This is a genomic window from Arthrobacter sp. Y3223166 (genome assembly GCF_059090935.1).
Genome location: NZ_JBNHGE010000002.1, coordinates 109,941 through 131,243 on the forward strand (window position 1 = coordinate 109,941; position 21,303 = coordinate 131,243).

Genomic DNA, 21,303 nt, shown 5'->3' on the forward strand with positions numbered 1-21,303 from the left:
GGGAAGGGCAGCGCTTATGCCACGGACTACCTCGTAGAAGAGACCAACCGGGCGCCCCTGCTGCGACTCCCTGCACAAAGCGTTCGATGACCACTCGCTCCTAGCGTAAATGGAGATCCTCGAGGACGAGCGGCAGACCGCACCCGCCTTCTGGCGACGAGCCAAGGCCTGGTTTAACGGGCCGGGATCGAAATGTACGGCTCTTAACCGACGACGGCTCCTGCTGCAGTTCCGCGCCGAAGCCCCGGCGGAAAGGAATAATTTCACAACCGCACCCTGCTGCAGGAATGGGACTACAAACTTACCTACGGTTTGCGACCGGTGCACGCCTTGCCTTTCGCCGAGTGGTGCACAGCTACAACCGCGGCCACCATTCGCTTAAGGGGCGGCCACCGACCAGCCGCGTACCCAACCTCTGGGGTCGATAAATTTAGCCAACGTCAGCTAGCTAAGAAGCGCCCATCAACTCGATCGCCAACGGACCGCCTGCCGCTGAATTATAGTGCACAACCCGTCATACAGTCTCAACGAGTTGCATGAGCTCGCTATAGTCGGTGACGACGTCGTACCTGACGCTCTGGTCCTGCTTCTCGTTGAGCGTTGCAAAGAACTTGCGGGCACACTCGATCTTCGCGTCTTCGACACCCCTTAGTTGAAGCGTAGAAAGTGAACCCTTGGTCTCGGCGACGAAGTAGACGTGCTTGACTGTTCCTTCGGTAAAGGCGATGGCCCAGTCAGGGTTGTAGTCCCCCACGGGAGTCGGGATGAAGAACCCGCGCGGCAACTTCGCGTAAACGGCAACTTCCTTGCTCGTGTCGAGTTCGTTGACGAAGTCTTGCTCGATCTTGGAATCGGTGACGACGTAGTCATATATGTGCTTGTTCAGTATCTGTCCGGCGTTCGTCAGGTCCTGCTTGGTCTGGTTCTCCGTGAAGATCGCCGAGTCGAAGCGTTCTTGGAGAGAATCATAGGCCAGGTGCTCAACGACTACGGTTGCCTTCTGCTCATTGATCAAACGGGCCGTTTCAGTAATGAACTGTTCAGGATTCCGCCGGTACTTCGCGAAGGTCGCCGGCGTGAGCCCCCTGAGGATGGCAGACGCAGTGCGTCGGGTAAGTTGGGTTTTCCCTGTAATCTCCCCGAGCAGATCGTACTTGATTTGGGAGCCGGCCGACACAGTCTCGGTGTGGGTAGCGGTGCTGGCCTTATGGAATCCTGCCCCGCTGGCGAGGTCGTCGGCCTCCAGAGAGTCCAGTTGCCTTCCTGTCTGTACGACATACTGCATGGCGGCGACGTTGAGGTGCTTGTCGACAGCCTGAATGGACTTGCCGATCAGCTCGGCCGAATTGAACTCCACTTGATAGACGGTCCTATGGTTGATTTTCCCCCAGAGGGACTGGAACTCCTTCTTGGCGAAGTTCGCCTCGTTGAGAGGAATTCGCTTTGGCTTGCGGTCGTTCGCAGGCAGGGGGACATCGACGTAGAGTGCGTCCACCAGCGGCCAGACGAAGTCGATGATGCTCTTCAGCGGCTCGGACGTGGGTTCGGCCAAGGTGCCGAATTTTTTGGCTTCCTTGTAGGCCTCCGAGACGGTGTCGTCGTCGTTTAGATAATCGTTCTTGACTAGGTACTTGTACAGGGCCTGGGCCTGGGCTTCCCCAATGACGCTCGCACCCGACTCGGTGCGGATCGTCTTGCCGGCGAAGAACTTGACGCTGGCCTTGCGTGGGCGTGCCGCCAAAGACTCGGACATCTCCTTCTGCAAGCCAGCGACGAAGTCGGTGTAGGACTCATCGGTAACAACGGTCAGCTCGTTGATATCGTGGACCGTGGCCGGGTTGTCCATGCGCTCACCGTGCTGGTTTACCGCCAAACGCAGGCCGCGACCGATCTCTTGGCGCCGGGAAACGGTGTTGTCACTCTTCTTGAGCATACCCATGACGAAGACGTTGGGGTTGTCCCATCCTTCACGCAGGGCAGAATGTGAGAACAAGAAGCGAACCGGTTCTGCGAAGGATAGCAGCCGTTCCTTGTCCTTCAGGATCAGGTCATAAGCATCCACATCCGATGCCTGCCCGGCATCTTCGCCGCGTTTGGTGACGGTCGGATCGACCTGCCGCGTGGTCTTCTTGTCGATCGAGAAGTAGCCCTCGTGAACTTCACGCACGACATCGCGCTGGAGATACTTCTGGTAGGCCACTGTGGCGTCGTCCAATTCCAGTTCACCGAGGATCTCCTCGACGATCGCCGTGTACTCCTCCTCGAAGTAGCGCGCGTAGTCGCCGAGGGTGTCCTCGCGTTCGTAGTCGCGGTACTTTGCAACCTCGTCGATGAAGAACAGCGACAGCACCTTTATGCCCTGACTGAAGAGCTCCCTCTCCTTGTCGATGTGGGCGCGAATGACCTCACGGATCTGGATCCGCCGCTTGGTTTCTTCAGTGACGTCACGGTCAGCGAGCTGCCCGGCAATCACGACGTCGCCGCTGCTCAGCTCGATCACATCGCGATTCGCATCGATATCAGTAACGAACAAACCTTTGTAGGCCTCGATGCCGCCGGAAATGTCGTGCAGATTGGAGCCCACATTGAGGCGTTTGACCTGCCGCTTAATCGGCCCGCCCTTTGTCTGGACTTCGATCTCGACCCGGGCGCGCGGCGCGGCGCCCTTGGCGATCTCGATCGCGTCCAAGTAAAGGTAGGCCGTCGAGCCAGCGAGGCCTTTCACGGTGATGCCACGCACCGCGATCTTCTTAACCAACTTCTGGTTGTATGCGTCCAGTGCGTCGAGACGGTGCACTTTGGTGTGCTCGACTTTGTGGGTGGCGGAGTAACGCAGCATCATGAGGGCGTTGAACTCTGCGAGCGCCTTCAGCGACTTGTCGGCGCCGAGCTTCTGGGGCTCGTCGATGACTACGATCGGGCGGTTGGCCCTGATGACGTCGATTGGCTTCCGCGACTGGAAGTCATCGAGGACGTCGTAGATACGGCGCTGGTCCTTGCCCGTTGCATTGAATGCCTGGATGTTGATGATCATGACCTGTACGCCCGCGTCCGAGCTGAACCGCTCGAGCTCGTGAAGCTGGGAGGAGTTGTAAATGAAGGAGCGTGGCTTAGTGCCGTAGGCCTGCTGGAAGTGCTCGGCGGTGACGTCGAAGGACTTCCTGACGCCCTCACGAATCGCGACTGATGGCACGACGATTATGAACTTGCTCCAGCCGTACCGCTTGTTCAGCTCCATGATCGTCTTTATGTAGACGTATGTCTTGCCCGTACCTGTCTCCATCTCAACATCAAGATTGGGCGCCCCGGGAGCGGCCCTGCTGTCCTTTACCTCAGTCGATAGCGGCAGGTTGCGGGAGCGTTGCACTTCCTGGATGTTCTCCAGCAACTGCTTCGGGCTCAGGGCGATCTCGGTGTTACGTAGGCCCGAGTCCGGAGTCGTGTCCGTTTCGAACAGCACCGGAGCGGCAGTCCGCTTCAACTTGCCCGGGTCGATTCGGTAGGAGACACCATCTTGCTTAGGCTGCCCGGCGAACACCTCGACGACAGCTTCGACTGCGTCGGTTTGGTACGGCTGAACCTTGAACTGGAGTTTCATCGCGTCAAATCGCCTTCACGTCGGTGGTTGGTGAGATCTCGCGGAAGACCTGCTCAGCATTGATTCGCGCAGCGTCAGACGCAAACCCAGAGTCCCGAAACACCGCACGGAGCGGCTCACGCTTCGCGATCGCACGAATGAGCTCCGGGCTCACCTCGGTGTCGAAACAGGCGATGAGCGCATCTTCCTCCACGACGAACACCTCGCGCTCCTCGATCTTCTCCACGCAAATCGGCATTGTCAGCTCCAATCCCGCATCGAGGAGTACCTGGAACAGTAGATCCGCACCTGTGCGACCAGGCTTCACGCTGTCCTCCAGCACCCCCAACGCGCGCTGGTCGGTCTCATCAGGCGTAAAAAGTACGTCTGCCATATTGGTCGAATCGACTTTCAGTACACGGAAGCCGACATCACCGTTCCAGCTGTTCACCTTTCGATCCGCCAGTAAACGCTGACCGGCGAGCGTGACTCTGATCTTGGTGAGTTCGGGGATGGTGAGCGGCTTACCACGCTGCCGGAGATACTTAATAGCGTTCGCGATGGTGGTCTTCGCTGAGCCGGTCGCGGTCTTAAAATTGTTTTCCAGATCCTCCGGAAGCTGCACGAGCAGGACGGGGCAGTTCAGCCCGGTGCGTGCGGACATCTCGAACGCCGCCTCCGCGGTGCTGCCCGATCCTGCGAAGAAATCCATGATGATGCCACCCTTGCCTCCGAGCACATATTCGAACAAGCGTGACAGCTCGAAGTGATCCTTAGGGTTATTGAACACCTGGAGACCCATCAGGCTGCGCAGGTGTCGAACTGCCACCTGGGACTGTTTGTAGAAGTAGCTGCCCCGAACCTGCGTCGCGAGTTCTACTTCGCCCAATTCCTCGTCTTCGGACGCGTCTGTCTCCCCAGTTACCGGCCGTAGGTGAGACTTGCGGAATGGGGGCTCGGCGTGGTCGTCTCGGAAGACGATCAAGCCTAGATCGATGCGACGCTGCATTTCAGCGGGATCCCCATAACGCCAACCTGCCTCTGGCACTTTGCAGGGAAGTCCGGTCTTTGGGTGGATCACGTCGTAGCGAGGTCCTCCACCCCCGGGCCACGAGATGTTGTCATCGCGCCAAGGGCCGTTCGCATCCACATGCCGAAAGCGCGCCCACTTCTTCGACGGGTGAGATTTGGGCAGATCAGCAAACCACTTAGTGAGTTCCTGCTCGATGGCGACATCATCGGGACCGTGGACGTCTCGCAGTCGCACGTACTCATCCCAGATTTCCCGCGCTCCCGGCTTTTCCTCACGCCAAACGGTGCCGAGATCGCGGAGATACGACTTCGACTTGGCGTAGACGAGCACATACTCGTGGCCGTTCGAGAAGAATTTGGCGTCGTTCTTCCGACCTTTCTCCCAGACGAGTTGAGACACGAAGTTCCGCTCGCCGAAAACCTCGTCAGCTAAGCGCCGAAGCGAGGCCTGTTCTGCGTCATCGATGCTGATGAGAATGACGCCGTCTTCGGCGAGCAGTGTCTTCGCCAGCCGAAGACGAGGGTAGATCATGCTCAGCCAATCCGAGTGGAAGCGACCGTTAGTCTCAGTGTTAGCGACCAGACGTTCCCCGGCCTCGCTTATCTGGCTCGACCGCTCCAAGTATTCGGCCGTCGTCTCCGCGAAATCGTCCTGATATACGAGATCGTTGCCTGTGTTGTAGGGCGGGTCAATGTAGATGAGCTTAATTTTGCCGAGGTAGGACTCTTGGAGCAGCTTGAGGGCATCCAGGTTGTCGCCCTCGATGAACAGATTCTTCGTTGTGTCGAACTCGACTGAATCCTCGGGTACCGGGCGGAGTGCCTTCGCGATTGGCGCGTTTGCCGCGAATCGCGCTTCACGCTTTCCGGGCCAGTCGAGCTGGTATCGCTCCTGCGGACCCTCGATGACGTGGCCGGACAGTTCCTGACGCAGGAGATCGAAGTCGATCTCATGCGTCAGGTTGCCGGCCTCGTCGAGGGACTCTGCCATAACGCCGGGGAACATTGCTGCGATTTTTCCGATGTTGGCCGCTGTCACGTCGGGGGACGTCATGCGTAATTTCTCCACCGTGTTCCTCAGTTCTTTTTGCCCGTAATGGGGCTGGGGGTCAGGCTCGTGAGATCCACGAGCGTGGCGTGCTTTGTCTTCAGGGCGCGGCGCAACTCCACCTTTCGGTTGAGTTGCGGTTCGTTCCGGATCTTTCGCTCCAACGCGGAGATCTCGCGTCGGAGCGATTGCACTGTCTCTAGTCTGGCAAAGATCTGTGACAATTCTTCACCTGGATGCGACATGACCGGCGTGAGCGGCGCCAGAAGTGCGGTGTAGAGGCCGGCTAGGTGGATCGCGGTCGGCAGTGGCTGGCGCTCGGAGCCGTTGTGGTGCCATCCAGTGGTGAAGTAGGCGCTGACCTTGGTCGTACCGGTGCCGAGTTGCTTGTGAGCCGCGACCATTCGGGAATGTCGGGAGAGTTTGTCGCCGTTGCTGATTTCGAAGATGATGGGTGTCTGCACCGCCTTGTCGATGGCGGCAAGTACCGGATCGCTGATGTCTTCTTCCTTGGCTTCGATCTGGAACACTTGGACTTCTGGCACCGTGGGGCTGCTCGGCAGATTGACGGTCGACTCGGCAAGCTTGTAAGCCCAAATGATGCGATGCACCTCGGAAACGAACCTTTCCCGAACGACCGTCGAAATCTGGCCGTGCTCATAGAACTTCGCCTTTGGAATTAACTGTCCGAAATGGGCTGTCTGGGGCCAGCGGTATAGAGGCACGTCGACGGGCTCAACCACCGGAGGGCACTCCTTGTCCGGGGTCGACGACTGCAAGGAACGCGATTAGCTCGAAGTCGTCGAGACCTATGATCGTCTGAGTCAGGGCGGTCGTGGGGCCGGTGGTAAAGAGGCTGTCAATGTCGCGTTCTTCGTTGATATCGATCATGGAAAGGATGGCGGCTGTAAGCAGACCGGAATACTTGCCCATCTCGGCGCCCTCACCGGTCGCGGCGTTGAAGATACGCGTGACCTCGGTGACGGGTTCATCGTGAGACCGACATGCGGCGCGTACGAGGTCGAGCAGGTGCTTAGCCTCGGTGTGGTCGGCAACCACGTTGCCGTCGTCGTCAAGGTAAACGAGGTAGTGCGGGTGGAGTCGGTTACCTCGGTTGATCGTCTCGTCCGCATTAAGGTTGCGGAGCGCGAAGATAACACCCGGTCGCAGGCCCTTTGCCGAGTCTGCGGGCACGACGGCGTGCAGGCCCCTTGGGGCCGCGGCAAGGTCTCCGTGTTCTTTGAGGTATCCGAGCAGGTCCATGCGGAAGTCATTTAGGCCGAGGTCCGTGATCGAAACGCCCGTGCGGACGTCCTCCAGTTCGATAACCTCGTCCTGGAGCTTGCGCAACTGCTCCTTTCGAAACGCAGCTTCGCTGCTCTCGAGCGTCAGGACGTTGTCGTCGGCGGTGCCGGCGAGGTCGGCGATCACCATGCGGTTCTCGACCCGTTCCTTTAGGTTGATGTATTCGTCGAGTGAGATGTTCGGCCAGAAGTTAACTAATTGGATGCGCGCGTTGGTCGATCCGATCCGGTCGACGCGGCCGAATCGCTGGATGATTCGCACCGGATTCCAGTGAATGTCGTAGTTGACCAGATAATCGCAGTCCTGAAGGTTCTGGCCTTCGCTTATTACGTCGGTGGCGATCAGGATGTCCAGTTCGCCGGTCTCTTTGGGCATTGTCAAGTGCCGCTGCTTTGATCTTGGGGAGAACAGCGTGAGCACCTGTTGGAAGTCATAGCCAGTCCCGACCGTTGTCTTTGCCCCGTGTCCACCACCCGTGACCAGCGCGGTCTCCAATCCTGCCGCAGCCATGGCCGGTGCGAGTTCGCGATAAAGGTATTCGGCGGTGTCGGCGAAGGCGGAGAAGACGAGCGCCTTACGGTTGCCCTCGTTTATGGGGTTTGCGGCCTTTTCCTCGATGAGGCGCTTCAGGGCTTGGAGCTTGGCGTCATGGTCAGGACTGACCTTGCGCATCTCCTCGAGCAGTTCCCGCAGCGTCGCCAGATCGTTCCACATGTCCCGCCGCCACGACTCCAAGTCGATGTCGTCGAGGTTGATCTTGATCTTCTCCCCGAAAGACAACGCTTCAACGTTTGTCACCTCCTCGTCGTCGAGTCCGGCGAAGTCCACGTCAATGTCGGTGAGTGAGACCACAGGCGAGGCGAGGCGCCGGATGGTACGGTCGATGGCACCTTCGATCTTGGTGAGAGTCAGCCGAAACGCCTCCACCGAACTCTCGAGCCGCTTGAGAAGGTTAACGGTCATAAGCTTCTTGAGCCCCTGCTCGCGGCCGCCCTGTCCGAGGTTGGATCGCGCGGTGCCGCCCTTGACGTTGTAGAGGTCTTCATACTTTCCGAGCCGGCTGGGGAACACATATGCCAGCGGGGTGTAGACGGCCAGGGTTAGCTTTTGGAGCTGCTCGAAGATCTCGTTGAAGGATGGCACGATGGGCAGGTCGGTCAGGGGCTCGCGGATAGATTTCGGAGTCAGCCGTTCCGGAAAGGCCCCGATTTCGGACATGTCGTAAAACGCTTGTATGTGTTTCCTGGAGCGGGCGATGGTGACTGCATCGAGGAGCTCGAAGAAGTCAAAGTCGAGCATCTTCAGGATCTGGTCCGTGGTCCGGGCTTCGGGTGGAAGTTTCGACCAGTTGTTGAAGACCCGCTGCGCGTCGCTGAACACCTTTTCGATCGTGGTGGAGATTTTGAGGCGCTTGGCTAAGTTCTCCGACTCACCCTCGTATGCGAGTTGGAGCTGGTTCTTCAGGTCATTGAACCTATTGTTCACTGGAGTCGCTGAGAGCATGAGGACCTTGGTCTTCACACCTTCCCGGATCACCTGGCGCATCAAGCGCTGGTAACGGGATTCCTTCTCTTCGGCGTAATCGGCGTTACGGAAGTTGTGCGACTCGTCGATCACCACCAGATCGTAGTTGCCCCAGTTCACCCGGTCGAGCCGCAGCCCCATTGACTCTCCCCTCGTGCGGGAGAGGTCTGTGTGCGCGAGCACATCGTAGCTAAAGCGGTCACTTGCGAAGATGTTGGTGGTCAGGTTCGCGTTGTAGTTGGTCCAGTTCTCCGAGAGCTTCTTTGGAGCCAAGACGAGCACGGATTTGTTACGCAGCTCGTAGTACTTGATCACTGCGAGGGCAGTGAAAGTCTTACCAAGGCCGACGCTGTCCGCAAGTATGCAGCCGTTGTAGCTCTCTAGCTTGTTAATGATCCCCGTGGCTGCATCGCGCTGAAAGTTGTAGAGGCTCTGCCAGATTTGGGTTTCCTGATAGCCAGTACGGTCGTTCGGCAACACGTCCTCACCGAGGTCGTCGAGAAACTCTGCGAACAGGTTGTACAGAACCAGGAAATAAACACGAGCGGGGGCGTTCTCGGCGTACACTCCCGCAAGGTGGTCATATACCGCTTCGGTGACGTCGTTGAGTTGATCGGGGTTGTTCCAGATCTGTTCGAAAAGCTGGAGGTACTGCGAGGTCATCGGCGCCTCGTCGATGCGGTGCACCATGTTGGACACTGCGTCGCCACGTTCGTAGCCGAGGTCTGCAGTTGTGAAGCCCTGCAGCGGCAAGTAAGCGGCCTTGTCGTCCACGACGGCGAACTGCTGCATAGGGTTTCCAGTCGCATTTGACCGGAAGGTGACCTTGCGGCGCACCCAGTCGGCGCATTCCTTCGCGATTGCGCGTTGGGTGAGCTTGTTCCTTAGCCGGACCTCAAACTCGGAGCCGTAGAGGTCTGATTCAGCTCGACCATTGGCGGGGATGAAGAACTCGCGCCGCTCTTTGCGGAGTTTGCCGGTGGCCTGCGTGGTTAGGAAAGACGGCGAAGTGAAAACGAACTCAAGCTCGTCGACCTGCTCCAGCTCCTTACGAAGGGCCTCGAACGCAAAGATCGAGAATGTCGACGCGGCGATCCGAACCTTGGAGCCGGGCTTGATCTCCGATTTCAGATCGTCACCGAGAAGCTCGTTGACGTTATCGATGATGCGCATTCGGCTTCCCGCTACCCTTGGCGACTTTGTGACGTCAGGCGCTCCAGTGTCGGCTTGGACCCAGCAATATATCCGGTTGTCTCGCAGATATCAGGCACAGCATAACCCCCCAACTTAGACGACAGAACACAACAAACGAATTCAATCCTATCCGCTGCGGTACTTAGAAAGCATCGCAGATGCCGATCTTCCTCGGGCATCTACATCGGGTCCTTCACCATTAAATCGGGATCACCCGCCAATCTTCCTTCACCGGAGGGGCCTGCCCGGCGGTTGCTGAACTCCACGCTCTGGTGCCAGTCTCACAATAATTTCCGAGCCCCTAGGAGCTCCACCTCGGCCGAAAACACTCACCACCAGCATGTCAGATACGACCAATATTGACGCTTAGCGACGAAAAGCGGTGCCCTGCCGGTTTCAGCCCAGGTGCGAAATCGGTGCGGGGAAACGTAACCCACGACGGCTACGGACCCTTCGGGCGCAGGTCATCGGATCAAAGGTGGCGAATTTGCTGGAGGCACCAAAATCGCCCCTCTGTGCCGGGCGCGGCGAAAGAACACGCTGATTCCAGGTCACATCGAAATGCGATAGACAGGACAAATGACAATGCTCGAGTTACGCGTCCCAGCCGTCCTTGCCACACGCCTAGCTGGAGAAGTTCCCTCTCAGAAGGCATTTGGCTGGAACCGCGATAAGTGGATTCCTGTCGTCAGGGATGTTCCGGACTCGGAGGCAGCCCTACAAACTCTTCCCGACGAGCTGGACAGAGAAGTTGTCCGTGAGGTCGTTCAGGGGAACCTTGCACGTGACCGAGTGCTAGGTGCCATTGTCCCCGTCCTGATCTGGGGTGGTCCAGGGGGCTACGGACCCTTCCGGGCGCGCAAGATCCTGACCGGTGTGGGGACGCGAGCTAACATTCACGCACCAGTTGACGAGACAATTCGGGACCTGCTCATCGAAGGATCAAAGACTGTTCGGCAGTCAGGCGCCGCTGAAGGTTTCCGATTCATGAATAACGAGGGCAAGATCAAGTACCTTGGAGGCGCATTCTTCACGAAATGGCTAGCGTTTACGTCCATGGAAAATTCGGTCGACGGTGCAGAAGTCGCTCCGATATTGGACAAACGAGTTCGCGATTGGATATCAAAAAACACAGAAGACAACAAACGAGTCATCCTCTCCACCGCTTCAAGCCACGACTATCGTCGGTATCTAGAATTGCTCGATATCTGGGGGGCCCCGTATGGGCGGACATGTGCCCAAGTCGAGCTCGCTATTTTTGACCTAACCCGCGACCGACCTGCGGAGTGAGTACGTCGTCGAATCTCGGACGAGGATCAAACGAGGGGGGGGAGGAATCTAACGCCCACCGTTGTTATGCCGTACTTCTGCTTCACTTGTATTGGGGGACTAGAGTTAAGCGAGGAACTCCTTTGCTCTCTTTGTCTGCAACCGTCCCTTTTGGCAACGCCTTCACCCCCTTGGCCGCGAAGTGAATGGGCAAGTTGGAGTCGGGCGACCGCGGAATGCCGGAGAGTGCGAAGCGAGCGAGGACATGCAGTAGAAGCCGCCGGCCGAGACCTGCCAAGAGAAGTCGCCCATGATGAAGGCGGTTCAACACCTGTTTTCTCCAGCAATGCGTTCGGCAACCCATGGAGAGACGTTGAACGGAACACAAGGCAGTGGGCGGTCCCACCCAGGCGAAGAAGAAGGGTGCAGCTGCTGACTTGTAGCTGTCCATCATGAGGGATTTTTCGTTGTGGGCATGTAGATCGGCACGGGGCAGTTGCTGTCAAAGCGAAGTACGAACTGTCGATGCCGACGGAAGAACATGAAGCTATCGCTGAAATCCTGTCCACTTGTGAAGACCCTATTCCCGATGAAGGCGGATCGGTTTGGACCGAAGTTGTATTCGACGACGACGACGTTGTTGTTGTTAGAAAATGAAGGGAAAGTACGTAGTCCTTGCTCCAGCACCCGCTCCTGAACTACAACCGGCTCAGGAGCCGGGCCGTCCGTATGTGTACTACTCCAATTGTTCTGCTGTCCGGACAGCAGGCGGTGCCCCTGTTTTCCTCGGAGGGTCGGGTTATGGAAAGCACCTGGGACAGGGACGGCGATGGCGTCGGCTGGGAAAAGCGCGGCGCTCCGGGAGGTTTGCTCAGGGGGTGGTCATGAAATCCGCCGGGCGTAATCCTCCTTAACAACTTCGAGGTGGAGCCAGGAGTCGGTGCGGCTGACAGCGGGGAGGCTGCGGATTTCTTCGAGTTGGGCGAGGAGGTCGCGGGGGGACTGGGCGGCGAGGGTGGCGATGGCGTCGAAGCGGCCGACGGTCTGGGCGACGAACTCCACGTGCGATGAGCTGCGCAGGAGTTCGAGGACGGCGTCGTTGTCGCCGGAGAGGTTCAGTCCGACGCCCATGGAGAGCTGCCGGCCGCCGGCGCCGCGGGATTCCACGGCGCTGATCCGGATGATCCGGGCGTCCAGCAGCCGCTGCACGCGGGAGCGGACGGCGGTGGGCGTGAGCCCCACGGCTGCGGCGAGATCCCGGTAGCTGGTCCGGCCGTCCTTCTGCAGGATCTCGATGAGCTGGGTGTCTACGTGGTCGATGGTGACCTCGCCGGCGTACTGCGAGAGGAAAAAGCCCTTGACCAGCCGGGTGTAGACCAGCGTGTCGATGTAGGCGACGTCTGGATGTTCGCGCAGCCGGGTGAGCACGGCGTGCAGTTCGTCGTGGGTGGCCACGCGGATCTCGGCGATCAGGTCGTGGGTACCGCCGATGGCCGAGACCAGCACCGCTTCCGGCCAATCGGCCAGCAGCTTGGTGATATTTCGGACCGGCCCGGACGCCACCACCGAGACGTGCGCGATCACGTGCTGGCCGAGGAACGCCGGATCCACCGCGGCCACTACCCGGACAGTGTGGGTGTCCAGCAGCTCCCGCAGCCGGGCCGAGACCGTGGCCCGCGGCAGGCCGAGCTCGCGCGCCAATTCCTGGTAGCTGGCCCGGCCCTCCTTTTGAAGGGCGCGGACGAGTTTTGTGTCGATCATTTCGGTGTGGTCCGCCAAAGTTTCCTTAACCTCCCAAGTGAGCGCCGCCGTCGTCAATTATCCAGTGATTCAGCGCATAGTCAAGAGCTTTCGTAAAAACATGCGCGGAAACCAGAGCAGAAGTGAATTCAAGGGTCTGTAACGCAACATTTGTGCTCTTGTTGGATTGTGATTTAGGCCCTACAGTCGCAGAGATCACAACGGCACTCATGCCCACACCTTAAGGTGGAAGACCATGTCTCATACTTCAGCAGCCCGGCCGCAGTTCAGCCACGCCCGGGCCCGCCGCGCCGGATTCGCGGCCTTCGTCGGCACCGCCATTGAGTGGTACGACTTCTACATCTACGCCACGGCCGCGGCCCTGGTGTTCGGTCCGCTCTTCTTCCCGGAAGCGGACCGGATGACCGGCATCGCCGCCGCCTTCGCCACCTACGCGGTCGGGTTCTTCATGCGCCCGCTGGGCGGCATCATCTTCGGCCACATCGGCGACAAGTTCGGCCGCCGCCCCTCGCTGGTGATCACGCTGCTGATCATGGGCCTGTCCACCGTGTTCGTGGGCCTGCTGCCCACGCACGAGAACATCGGCGCCTGGGCCGCCGTGCTGCTGGTCCTGCTGCGCGCGCTGCAGGGCCTGGCCGTGGGTGGCGAGTGGGGCGGCGCCGTACTGATGGCGGTGGAGCACGCGCCGGAGAAGCACAAGACCTTTTACGGCGGCTTCGCGCAGCTGGGCAACCCAGCCGGCGCGCTGGGCGCCACCCTGATTTTCGCCTACCTGTCCGGGATCAGCGACACGTTCCTCGTGGACGGCGGCTGGCGCATCCCGTTCCTGCTCTCCGTGGTGCTGATCGGCGTGGGCTTCTGGGTCCGCTACCGTGTGGAGGAATCCCCGGTGTTCGAGGAGAAGGTCGAAGGCAAGGTGCAGACCCTGCCGCTGAAGCACGCGCTGGTCACCAACTGGAAGCCGATCCTGATCGGCATCGGCCTGCTGCCCATCTCCACCGGCGGCTACTACCTGGCCACCACCTTCGCCACCGCGTACGGCACCGACCCGTCGGTGGGCCTGGACGAAACCATGATCCTCAACGCGCTGTCCGTGGCCGCCCTGGTCGAGCTCATCTGCACGCTGGGCGTCGCCTGGCTGGGCGACAGGTGGGGCCGCAAGCGGGTCATGTTCGTGGGTCTGGTGGGCTCGATCGTGCTGATCGTCCCGCAGTTCCTGCTGATGTCCACCGGACCGGAATGGCTGATCTTCCTGGCCTTCGCCGCGATGCGCCTGGTCATGACCGCCACCTACGCGCCGACCGCGACCATCCTGTCCCAGCTGTTCCGGGCACAGGCCCGCTACACCAGCATCTCGCTGGCCTACGGGATGGCCAACGCCATCTGGGCCGCCCTCTCCCCGCTGACCGCGACCTTCCTGTACGGGTCCACCGGCAGCATCTGGCCCGTCCTGATCATGTTCGCCGCCATGGGCGTGCTGAGCATCGTCTGCCTGGCGATCGCTCCGCAGCACCGCGACGACGACGAATCCTTGGAAGCTGGCACTGACGCCGACGCCGCACACACGAACAACAGCAACACCAACCTGGAGGCCTTCCGGTGAGGAAACTCAAGACATTCGACGCTCCCGCGACCAGCTTCATCCCACAGCTGATCACGGCCGCCACCATCCACACCATGGATGAGGAGCGCCCGACGGCGGAGGCCATGCTCGTGCACGACGGGCACCTGCTCGCCGTGGGCACCGAGGCACAGTGCCGCGCCGCCGCCGCCGGCCTCGGCCTGCCGGACCCGAAGGAACACAACGCCGGCGGGGCAACGATCGTGCCGGGCTTCATCGACGCGCACGCGCACCCGCTGATGTACGGGCAGCTGAAGACCTGGGTGGACTGCGGGCCCGAACGCGCCGGCAGCATCCCGGAGATCGTCGCGCTGCTGAGGGAACGCGCGGCCGAGACCCCCAACGGGCTGCCGGTGCGCGGCTTCGGCTACGAGCACACCAACCTCGCGGAGGGCCGCCACCCCACCCGGCAGGAGCTCGACGAGGTCGCCACCGACCGCGAGGTCTACCTGATGAACGCCTCCGGCCACGGCGGCGTGGTGAACTCCTACACCTTCGAACTGCACGGCGTCACCAAGGACACCCCCAACCCGGCCGGCGGCGAATTCTTCCGCGACGCCTCGGGGGAGCTGACCGGCGAGCTCTCCGACGCCGCCTGCAACATCCTCACCGGGCTGGAGGGCGTGAAGATCGGCCACCACGGCCCGAACTTCCACCTGGCCGACGCCCCCGACGAGCACCTGCGCCAGCTGCAAATCGCCCAGGAGAACTTCCTGGCCGGCGGCGTCACCACCATCGGCGACGCCCAGGTGTCCCGCCGCGAGTTCGACATGTACCTGCGCATGGCCGAGGAAAACCAGCTCAAGGTCCGCGTCAGCATGTACCTGCTCTCGCACCTGCTGGACGAGGCCGCCGAAATGGGCCTGCACGGCCAGTTCGGCAACGCGCGGCTCAGCTTCGCCGGCTTCAAGTTCTACGCCGACGGCACCCTGGGCGGCTGGACCGCGTACTTCCCGGACGGCTACGTGGGCGACCCCTGCCGCACCGGCCAGCTCTACCACGACCCGGCCGACTACGCCGCGCTGATTTCCAAGGCGCACCGGCTGGGCCTGCAGACCGCCACGCACGCGCAGTCCCCGACGGCGCTGGAGATGGTCATCTCCGCCATCGAGGCCGCGCAGGCGGAACGCCCCGACACCGATGCCCGGCACCGGATCGAACACTGCGGGCTGCCCACGCTGGAGCAGATCGACCGGATGGCCGCCGCTGGCATCCATCCGGTCAACCAGCCGCAGCACTACTACAACTGGGGCGAGGGCGTGAAGGAAGCCGTCGGCACTCCGGGCGAGCGGTTCAACCCGCTGGGCGAATTCGCGGCAGCCGGCGTGCCGGTGACCATCAGCTCCGACGCCCCCGTGGCCGAGCCCCGGCCGCTGGAAGCCATCCAGGCCGCCACCAACCGGATCACCCGCTCCGGCGTACGGCTCGGTTCGGACTCGCTGCTCATCACGGCGCGCCAGGCGCTGGCGGCGCACACGATCAACGCCGCCTATACACTGGGCCGCGAGGACGACCTGGGGTCGCTGACCGCGGGCAAGCGGGCCGACTTCGTGGTCCTAGCCGCCGACCCGCTGGCCGTCGACGCCGCCGAGATCTCCCAGATCCCGGTCCTAGAAACCTGGGTGGACGGCATCCAGCGCTTCACCGCCGACCGCCCTGCCCGACTCAACGCGGAGGTCCAGCATGTCTGAGCACACCCCGGCCGCAACACCCACCGTCGCGCTGCCCGAGGGCGTCGTCGCCGATAACACCGGCCTGGCCGTCATGACGGTCCTGCGGAACTACGGCATCGACACCATCTTCGGCATCCCCGGCACGCACAACCTGGAGTTCTACCGCCACCTGGCCCCGCTGGGCATCCGCCCGGTGACCACCCGGCACGAACAGGGTGCCGGCTACGCCGCCGACGGCTGGGCACAGCAGACCGGCCTTCCCGGCGTCGTCATCACGACGTCGGGGCCCGGCCTGCTCAACGCCCTCTCGGCCGCGGGCACCGCCTATTGCGAGTCCCGGCCGCTGATCATCCTGTCCCCGGGCGTGCCCGAGGGCGAGGAGTTCGCCGACATCGGTTCGCTGCACGAGACGAAGGACGCCACGGCCGCCGTCGGCGCCATCGTCGAGTGGTCGCGGCGCGTCACCTCGGCCACCGAGGCGGTGCAGGGCATCCATGACGCCTTCGAACTCTTCCGCTCCTCCCGGCCCCGACCGGTGCACATCGAGATCCCGCTCAATGTGCTTGAGGGTCCCTCGGACGCGCCGGAGGACCTGCTCCGCGCCGCCGAGGCCCCGGCGCCGCGGGCAGCCGAGGCCGCCGCGGTGGAGGCCGCAGTGGTCGCCCTGCGTTCCGCGCAGCGTCCGGTCATCCTGGCCGGCGGCGGCTCGCTGCGCGCCGGCACGGACCTGCTGGCCCTCGCCGAGGCGCTGCAGGCCCCGGTCCTGACCACGCTCAACGGCAAGGGGGCCATTCCCGAGTCGCACCCGCTGGCGCTCGGTTCCGACATCCGCCTCGATCCCGCGCAGCGGTTGTGCGAGGACGCCGATGTGCTGCTGGTGATCGGCTCCAAGATCGGCGAGGCCGAACTCTGGTTCAACGCGCTGCAGCCGCGCGGCACCGTGGTCCGGGTGGACATCCTGGAAACGCAGCTGAACAAGAACGTGTCGGCGACCATCGGGCTGGTGGGCGACAGCGCCGCCGTCGTGCCCCAGCTGTTGGCCGGGCTCGAGGGTCATGAGCCCGTTCCGGCCCCCGACCTGGCGCAGCTGCGCACCGAGCTGCGCGACGAGGCCCGGGCGCTGTCCCCGGAGTTCGCCGCGCTGGCCGAACAGGTGGCGGCGGCCGTGCCGGCGTCGACCATCATCGGCGGCGACTCCTCCCAGGCCACGTACCTGGGCACGGCGAGCTTCGTGCCGCAGGACCGGCCGCATTCGCTGCTCTACACCCCTGCCTACGCCACGCTCGGGTACGGGCTGCCGGCCTCGATCGGTGCCCGCATCGGTGCGCCGGACCGTCCGGTGGTCTGCGTGGTGGGCGACGGCGCGCTGATGTTCGCGGTGCAGGAGCTCGTCACCGCCGTCGAACAGCGGCTGGACCTGGTGGTGGTGTGCGCCGACAACGGTGGCTACGGCGAGATCCGCCAGAACGAGCTGGACCGCGGCATCGAGCCCGTCGGTGTGGAGCTCGTGCAGCCCGACTGGGCCGCGCTGGCCACCGCCTTCGGCGGCACCGGCCAGCGGATCCACGACGCCGCCGAGTTGGCCCCGGCCATCCGCCGAGCCCTGGCCGACGGCGGAGTGCAGCTCATCCACGTGCCCGCGCAGCTGTTCAAGCAGGAGGAGCAGGCATGACGGCGCGGGTGCTGATCACCGACGCCGAGGACCTCGACTACTCGATAGCCGTGGAACTGCTGGCCGAGGCCGGCATCGAGGCGCAGTACCTCAATACCCGGGACCGCGGCGCCATCCTTGACGCCGCGCAGGGCTGCGAGGGGATCATCCTCGGCTATGCGACCCTGGACGCCGAAATGATCGCCGCCATGCCGGACCTGAAGGTCGTGGCCACCATGTCCGCGGGCTTCGACATGGTGGACCTCGAGGCCGCGGCCGCCCGGAACATCACCGTGTGCAACGTGCCCTCGGTGGCCACCCGCGACGTGGCCACGCACGCCTTCGCCGGCATGCTCTCGCTCATCCGCGAGCTCCCGTGCTCCCAGGCTGCCACCCGTCGCGGGGACTGGACGGGGGAGGGCATCCCGGTGCCGCCCCGGATCAGCGAGCTGACCCTGGGACTCGTCGGATTCGGGCGCATCGCCCAGTACCTGGCGGGTCTGGCGGCCCCGGTCTTCGGGTCCGTCATCGCCTACGACCCGTTTGTTCCGGATTCGGCCTGGCCGGCGGACGTGCGCCGGGGCGAGCTCGCCGAGGTCCTGGCGGCGTCGAACGTGGTCAGCCTGCACACCCCGCTTACCGAGGAAACCCGGAACCTGCTCGACGCCGACAACCTCGCCGTCCTGCCAGCGGGCAGCTATGTGGTCAACGTGTCGCGCGGCGCCCTCGTCGATGAACAGGCGCTCTGCGCCGCCCTGGACTCCGGCCACATCGCCGGGGCCATGCTGGACGTGTTGACGGAGGAACCGGCTCCGGCCGACCACCCGCTGGTCGTCCACCCGTCGGCGATCGTCACGCCCCACGCGGCGTACCGCAGCAACGTCTCGCTGCGCGAATACGTGGCCCTGCCGGCCCGGAACATCATCGCCTGCCTGCAGGGCCGGCAGCCGGAGACCCCGATCGCCGCGGCGGCCCCGACGCTCGCCCCGGCGGCCGGTTAGGCCCAAGCACGCTAGCTACAACCGGACGGCGCCCGGTCTGCATCGGCAGGCCGGGCGCCGTTTGCGATGATGTTGGTGTAGGGACGCGGCGCTGGCTTGTTGCGGCGCGTCGCATGCCGAAGAAGTTTAGTGCAGCCCGCCGTTCGATACGCCGTGCAACACTCGACCGCTGCGTCGGTGGCACGGCTAAGGAGCTCGTCGCGTGCCTCTACCGCCCGCCGACGTCCCCCGCGACCGGGCGCGTGAGAAGACGTTGCCGCTGGTCGGCGTCCGTGGCCAGGTCGATGCAGGTCCATGACATGGCGAGGGCGCCGTCGCGCACGGCCTGATCTCCCGCCCGGGATGCGGCAAGGTCCGCAAATTCGGCGCTATGAATAGGCGGGCAACCGCCGCCGAGTCCTATCATGGGATGGATTGTCGGGTAGCGCTGCGATACGTTGCCCATGTCCGTCGACCCGCCCAAGACAGTGGTCTCGCCCGGATTTCGGCCAAGCATTCTGGCGTTGGCGCGATAAAGATCGGCCAAGGCATCGTCGGTCTCCAGGCTGGCGAAGTCGTGACCTACCTGGTCAATGGTTAGCTGACTCCCTGTTGCCACCGCACCCGCCTCGAGGCATCGGTGTAAAACCTTTGTTACCTGTTGCAGGGATTCCATCGAATCGGCACGGACCATCCATTCGCCCACAGCGGTATCCGGGATGACATTCGGCGCCGAACCGGCGTTAAGAACGTAGCCGTGGATTTGTTGATTCGGCTGCAGTTGCTGTCGGGCGAGGCCTATGGCCGTGAGGGCGACGGTGATGGCGTCGAGCGCGTTGACGCCGTCGTAGGGCGCCGCAGAGGCATGGGCGCTTCGTCCGCTGAACGTAGCCATGTACCCGGAGCACGCATATGGTCGCATCGCCAGCTCGTCTTGTCCGTACGGGTGAACCATCATGGCGGCATGGGTGCCGTCGAAGTCGCCTTGCTTCAGCATGATGATCTTGCCGCCCACGGTCTCTTCAGCGGGTGTTCCGAGCAGCCTGACCGTGATTCCGAGCTCGTCCGCCAGCGGCGCCAACGCCATGAACGCTCCCAGTGCTGCCGCGGCGATGATGTTGTGTCCGCAGGCGTGGCCAATGCCGGGCAGCGCATCGTACTCGGCGCAGATGGTGAGAACGAGCTCTCCCGCGCCCGCCTCAGCCCGGACAGCTGTCGAAAGTTCGCCCAAGCCATGCTGCACGCGTGACTGCTCGATTGCTTCCAGCTCGTGGACCAACCAGGCTGAGGCCTTTACCTCGTCGAGGCCGAGCTCCGGGTTCGCGTGCAGTCGATGGCTGAACTCGACGATCCGTTCCAGCCCCTGGTTGATGGCCGACTCGGCACGCTTTTTGAAGGTCTGAACCGTGGTCATGCGGGCGCTCCTCAGAGGCATTCACTAATGGCGATACCCAGGCGGCGAATTGCCTCGCGCAGCCTTTCCGGCGTCTCGAACGAGAACGCTATGCGCAGCTGATTGTCACCCGACCCGTCGGAATAGAAGGCGCTGCCCGGAACAAAAACAACCTGGTGGGCAATGGCGCGAAGCATGACCTCTTCGCCGGAAATGCCATGCGGCAGGGTCACCCACGTGAAAAAGCCACCCGCAGGCACCGTCCAGTTAGTGCCGGCGGGCATGAAATCGGTCAGTGCTTCCATCGCCGCGGCGCACCGGTCGCGGTAGAGACCCACCGCGTTGTCCAGCGTCTTTCGCCAATCAGTCCGTGTCAGGTACTCCCCGACGAGCATTTGGCTGAGGACCGAGGGGCAGATGGTGGTCGCTTCTGAAGCCAGCTGCAACTGTCGGCGCACATCGTCGGGCACCACTGCCCATCCCAAGCGAATCCCCGGCGAGAAGGTTTTCGAAAAGGAGCCAAGGTAGAACACGTTGTCCGGATCCAATTGATGAAGGCTTGGCAGGTGCCGGCCATCGAAGCTCAGCATGCCGTAAGGGTTGTCCTCAATGATGGCGATGCCGGCCTCCCTGCAGATGCGGACCACCTCGGCCCGGCGGTCGGCGGCGAGGGTGACTCCCGAGGGGTTATGGAAGTTGGGGATGGTGTACAGCAACTTAATGCGTTTGTCCTCTAGCGAGAGCTCACCGATCTTCCGCTCCAGCTCGGCAGGGATCAAACCGTCGCTGTCCATGGGCACGTGCGCTACCGACGCTTGGAGCCCGTCGAAGACGCTAATGGCGCCCACGTAGGTGGGCCCCTCCGCCAGGATCACATCGCCGGGATCGCAGAACAGTTTGACCAGCAGTTCAAGCGCCATCTGAGATCCTGCGGTGATCTGCACATTCGCCGGACCCGCAGGGTTGCCTTCGGCCTGCATGACCGAACAAACCAGCTGCTGGAGTTCCTCGGTGCCCCCGCCTCCGCCGTACTGGAGGGCCTGCAGTCCCTGGGTGCGAAGCAGCGCTGCTGCCGTGTCCGCGATCCCGGCCAGGGGCAGGACGCTCAGATCCGGATTGCCGCCTGCCAGCGAGATCATCCCCGGTTGCATCGAGAGGTCGAAGACCTCACGCACCGGTGACGGCTTATAGCCGGAGGCACGAGCAGCGAAGAGGGCCGACACCCCGGTTGAAGACGTAAAGGAACTGGTAGTCATGAATCTCCTCGTTTCGCTG

Annotated in this window: 13 protein-coding genes; 6 read left to right on the top strand and 7 right to left on the bottom strand. The window is 62.4% G+C overall.

What is annotated here, in order from left to right; genetic code table 11:
* Positions 1-514 precede the first annotated feature (514 nt).
* Genes AC5RUH_RS02095 through AC5RUH_RS02110 form a run of 4 tightly spaced genes read right to left on the bottom strand, consistent with a single transcriptional unit; the run spans position 515 to position 9,659 of the window.
* The gene (locus tag AC5RUH_RS02095) at positions 515-3,598 is read right to left on the bottom strand and encodes a type III restriction-modification system endonuclease (RefSeq protein WP_494127782.1); all 3,084 of its coding nucleotides are present in this window, start codon (positions 3,596-3,598) and stop codon (positions 515-517) included.
* A gap of 4 nt (positions 3,599-3,602) precedes the next feature.
* On the bottom strand, positions 3,603-5,663 hold the full coding sequence (locus tag AC5RUH_RS02100) for a site-specific DNA-methyltransferase (protein ID WP_494127783.1): 2,061 nt from the start codon (positions 5,661-5,663) through the stop codon (positions 3,603-3,605).
* Positions 5,664-5,686: 23 nt separating this feature from the next.
* The gene (locus tag AC5RUH_RS02105) at positions 5,687-6,400 is read right to left on the bottom strand and encodes a DUF4391 domain-containing protein (protein ID WP_494127784.1); all 714 of its coding nucleotides are present in this window, start codon (positions 6,398-6,400) and stop codon (positions 5,687-5,689) included.
* Positions 6,393-9,659 (bottom strand): helicase-related protein, encoded by a 3,267-nt coding sequence (locus tag AC5RUH_RS02110; protein ID WP_494127785.1) that lies wholly within the window; start codon positions 9,657-9,659, stop codon positions 6,393-6,395. The genes AC5RUH_RS02105 and AC5RUH_RS02110 overlap by 8 nt, the downstream gene beginning before the upstream one ends.
* Before the next feature lie 600 nt (positions 9,660-10,259).
* Here AC5RUH_RS02110 and AC5RUH_RS02115 point away from each other — a divergent pair.
* Together AC5RUH_RS02115 and AC5RUH_RS02120 are read left to right on the top strand one after the other, a co-directional pair.
* The gene (locus AC5RUH_RS02115; protein ID WP_494127786.1) at positions 10,260-10,970 is read left to right on the top strand and encodes an 8-oxoguanine DNA glycosylase OGG fold protein; all 711 of its coding nucleotides are present in this window, start codon (positions 10,260-10,262) and stop codon (positions 10,968-10,970) included.
* A gap of 504 nt (positions 10,971-11,474) precedes the next feature.
* Complete coding sequence (locus AC5RUH_RS02120; protein ID WP_494127787.1) at positions 11,475-11,606, top strand: hypothetical protein; 132 nt, start codon at positions 11,475-11,477, stop codon at positions 11,604-11,606.
* A 225-nt stretch (positions 11,607-11,831) separates the two neighbouring features.
* Here the strand turns inward: AC5RUH_RS02120 and AC5RUH_RS02125 are convergent, their stop codons facing one another.
* Positions 11,832-12,728, bottom strand: a complete 897-nt coding sequence (locus tag AC5RUH_RS02125; RefSeq protein WP_494127788.1) for an Lrp/AsnC family transcriptional regulator — start codon at positions 12,726-12,728, stop codon at positions 11,832-11,834.
* 217 nt (positions 12,729-12,945) lie between these two features.
* Here AC5RUH_RS02125 and AC5RUH_RS02130 point away from each other — a divergent pair, with 217 nt between their 5' ends.
* From AC5RUH_RS02130 to AC5RUH_RS02145, 4 genes are read left to right on the top strand one after another with little or no spacing between them, the layout of a single operon-like run.
* Positions 12,946-14,313, top strand: coding sequence for an MFS transporter (locus AC5RUH_RS02130; protein ID WP_494127789.1), 1,368 nt, complete (start codon positions 12,946-12,948; stop codon positions 14,311-14,313).
* Complete coding sequence (locus tag AC5RUH_RS02135; protein ID WP_494127790.1) at positions 14,310-16,022, top strand: amidohydrolase; 1,713 nt, start codon at positions 14,310-14,312, stop codon at positions 16,020-16,022. The genes AC5RUH_RS02130 and AC5RUH_RS02135 overlap by 4 nt, the downstream gene beginning before the upstream one ends.
* A complete protein-coding gene (locus AC5RUH_RS02140; RefSeq protein ID WP_494127791.1) occupies positions 16,015-17,676 on the top strand; it encodes a thiamine pyrophosphate-binding protein in 1,662 nt (553 codons plus the stop codon). The genes AC5RUH_RS02135 and AC5RUH_RS02140 overlap by 8 nt, the downstream gene beginning before the upstream one ends.
* Complete coding sequence (locus AC5RUH_RS02145) at positions 17,673-18,656, top strand: C-terminal binding protein (RefSeq protein WP_494127792.1); 984 nt, start codon at positions 17,673-17,675, stop codon at positions 18,654-18,656. The genes AC5RUH_RS02140 and AC5RUH_RS02145 overlap by 4 nt, the downstream gene beginning before the upstream one ends.
* A gap of 208 nt (positions 18,657-18,864) precedes the next feature.
* Here the strand turns inward: AC5RUH_RS02145 and AC5RUH_RS02150 are convergent, their stop codons facing one another.
* Both AC5RUH_RS02150 and AC5RUH_RS02155 read right to left on the bottom strand, forming a co-directional pair.
* Complete coding sequence (locus AC5RUH_RS02150; RefSeq protein ID WP_494127793.1) at positions 18,865-20,049, bottom strand: M20 family metallopeptidase; 1,185 nt, start codon at positions 20,047-20,049, stop codon at positions 18,865-18,867.
* A gap of 11 nt (positions 20,050-20,060) precedes the next feature.
* Positions 20,061-21,284, bottom strand: coding sequence for an aminotransferase-like domain-containing protein (locus AC5RUH_RS02155; protein ID WP_494127794.1), 1,224 nt, complete (start codon positions 21,282-21,284; stop codon positions 20,061-20,063).
* Positions 21,285-21,303: the final 19 nt, after the last annotated feature.

Bases quoted from the DNA above. Each gene is read 5' to 3' on its own strand.
- AC5RUH_RS02140 (WP_494127791.1), top strand. From the start codon at position 16,015: ATGTCTGAGCACACCCCGGCCGCAACACCCACCGTCGCGCTGCCCGAG.
- AC5RUH_RS02110 (WP_494127785.1), bottom strand. From the start codon at position 9,659: ATGCGCATCATCGATAACGTCAACGAGCTTCTCGGTGACGATCTGAAA.
- AC5RUH_RS02095 (WP_494127782.1), bottom strand. From the start codon at position 3,598: ATGAAACTCCAGTTCAAGGTTCAGCCGTACCAAACCGACGCAGTCGAA.
- AC5RUH_RS02100 (WP_494127783.1), bottom strand. From the start codon at position 5,663: ATGACGTCCCCCGACGTGACAGCGGCCAACATCGGAAAAATCGCAGCA.
- AC5RUH_RS02115 (WP_494127786.1), top strand. From the start codon at position 10,260: ATGACAATGCTCGAGTTACGCGTCCCAGCCGTCCTTGCCACACGCCTA.
- AC5RUH_RS02150 (WP_494127793.1), bottom strand. From the start codon at position 20,049: ATGACCACGGTTCAGACCTTCAAAAAGCGTGCCGAGTCGGCCATCAAC.
- AC5RUH_RS02130 (WP_494127789.1), top strand. From the start codon at position 12,946: ATGTCTCATACTTCAGCAGCCCGGCCGCAGTTCAGCCACGCCCGGGCC.
- AC5RUH_RS02145 (WP_494127792.1), top strand. From the start codon at position 17,673: ATGACGGCGCGGGTGCTGATCACCGACGCCGAGGACCTCGACTACTCG.
- AC5RUH_RS02155 (WP_494127794.1), bottom strand. From the start codon at position 21,284: ATGACTACCAGTTCCTTTACGTCTTCAACCGGGGTGTCGGCCCTCTTC.
- AC5RUH_RS02120 (WP_494127787.1), top strand. From the start codon at position 11,475: ATGCCGACGGAAGAACATGAAGCTATCGCTGAAATCCTGTCCACTTGT.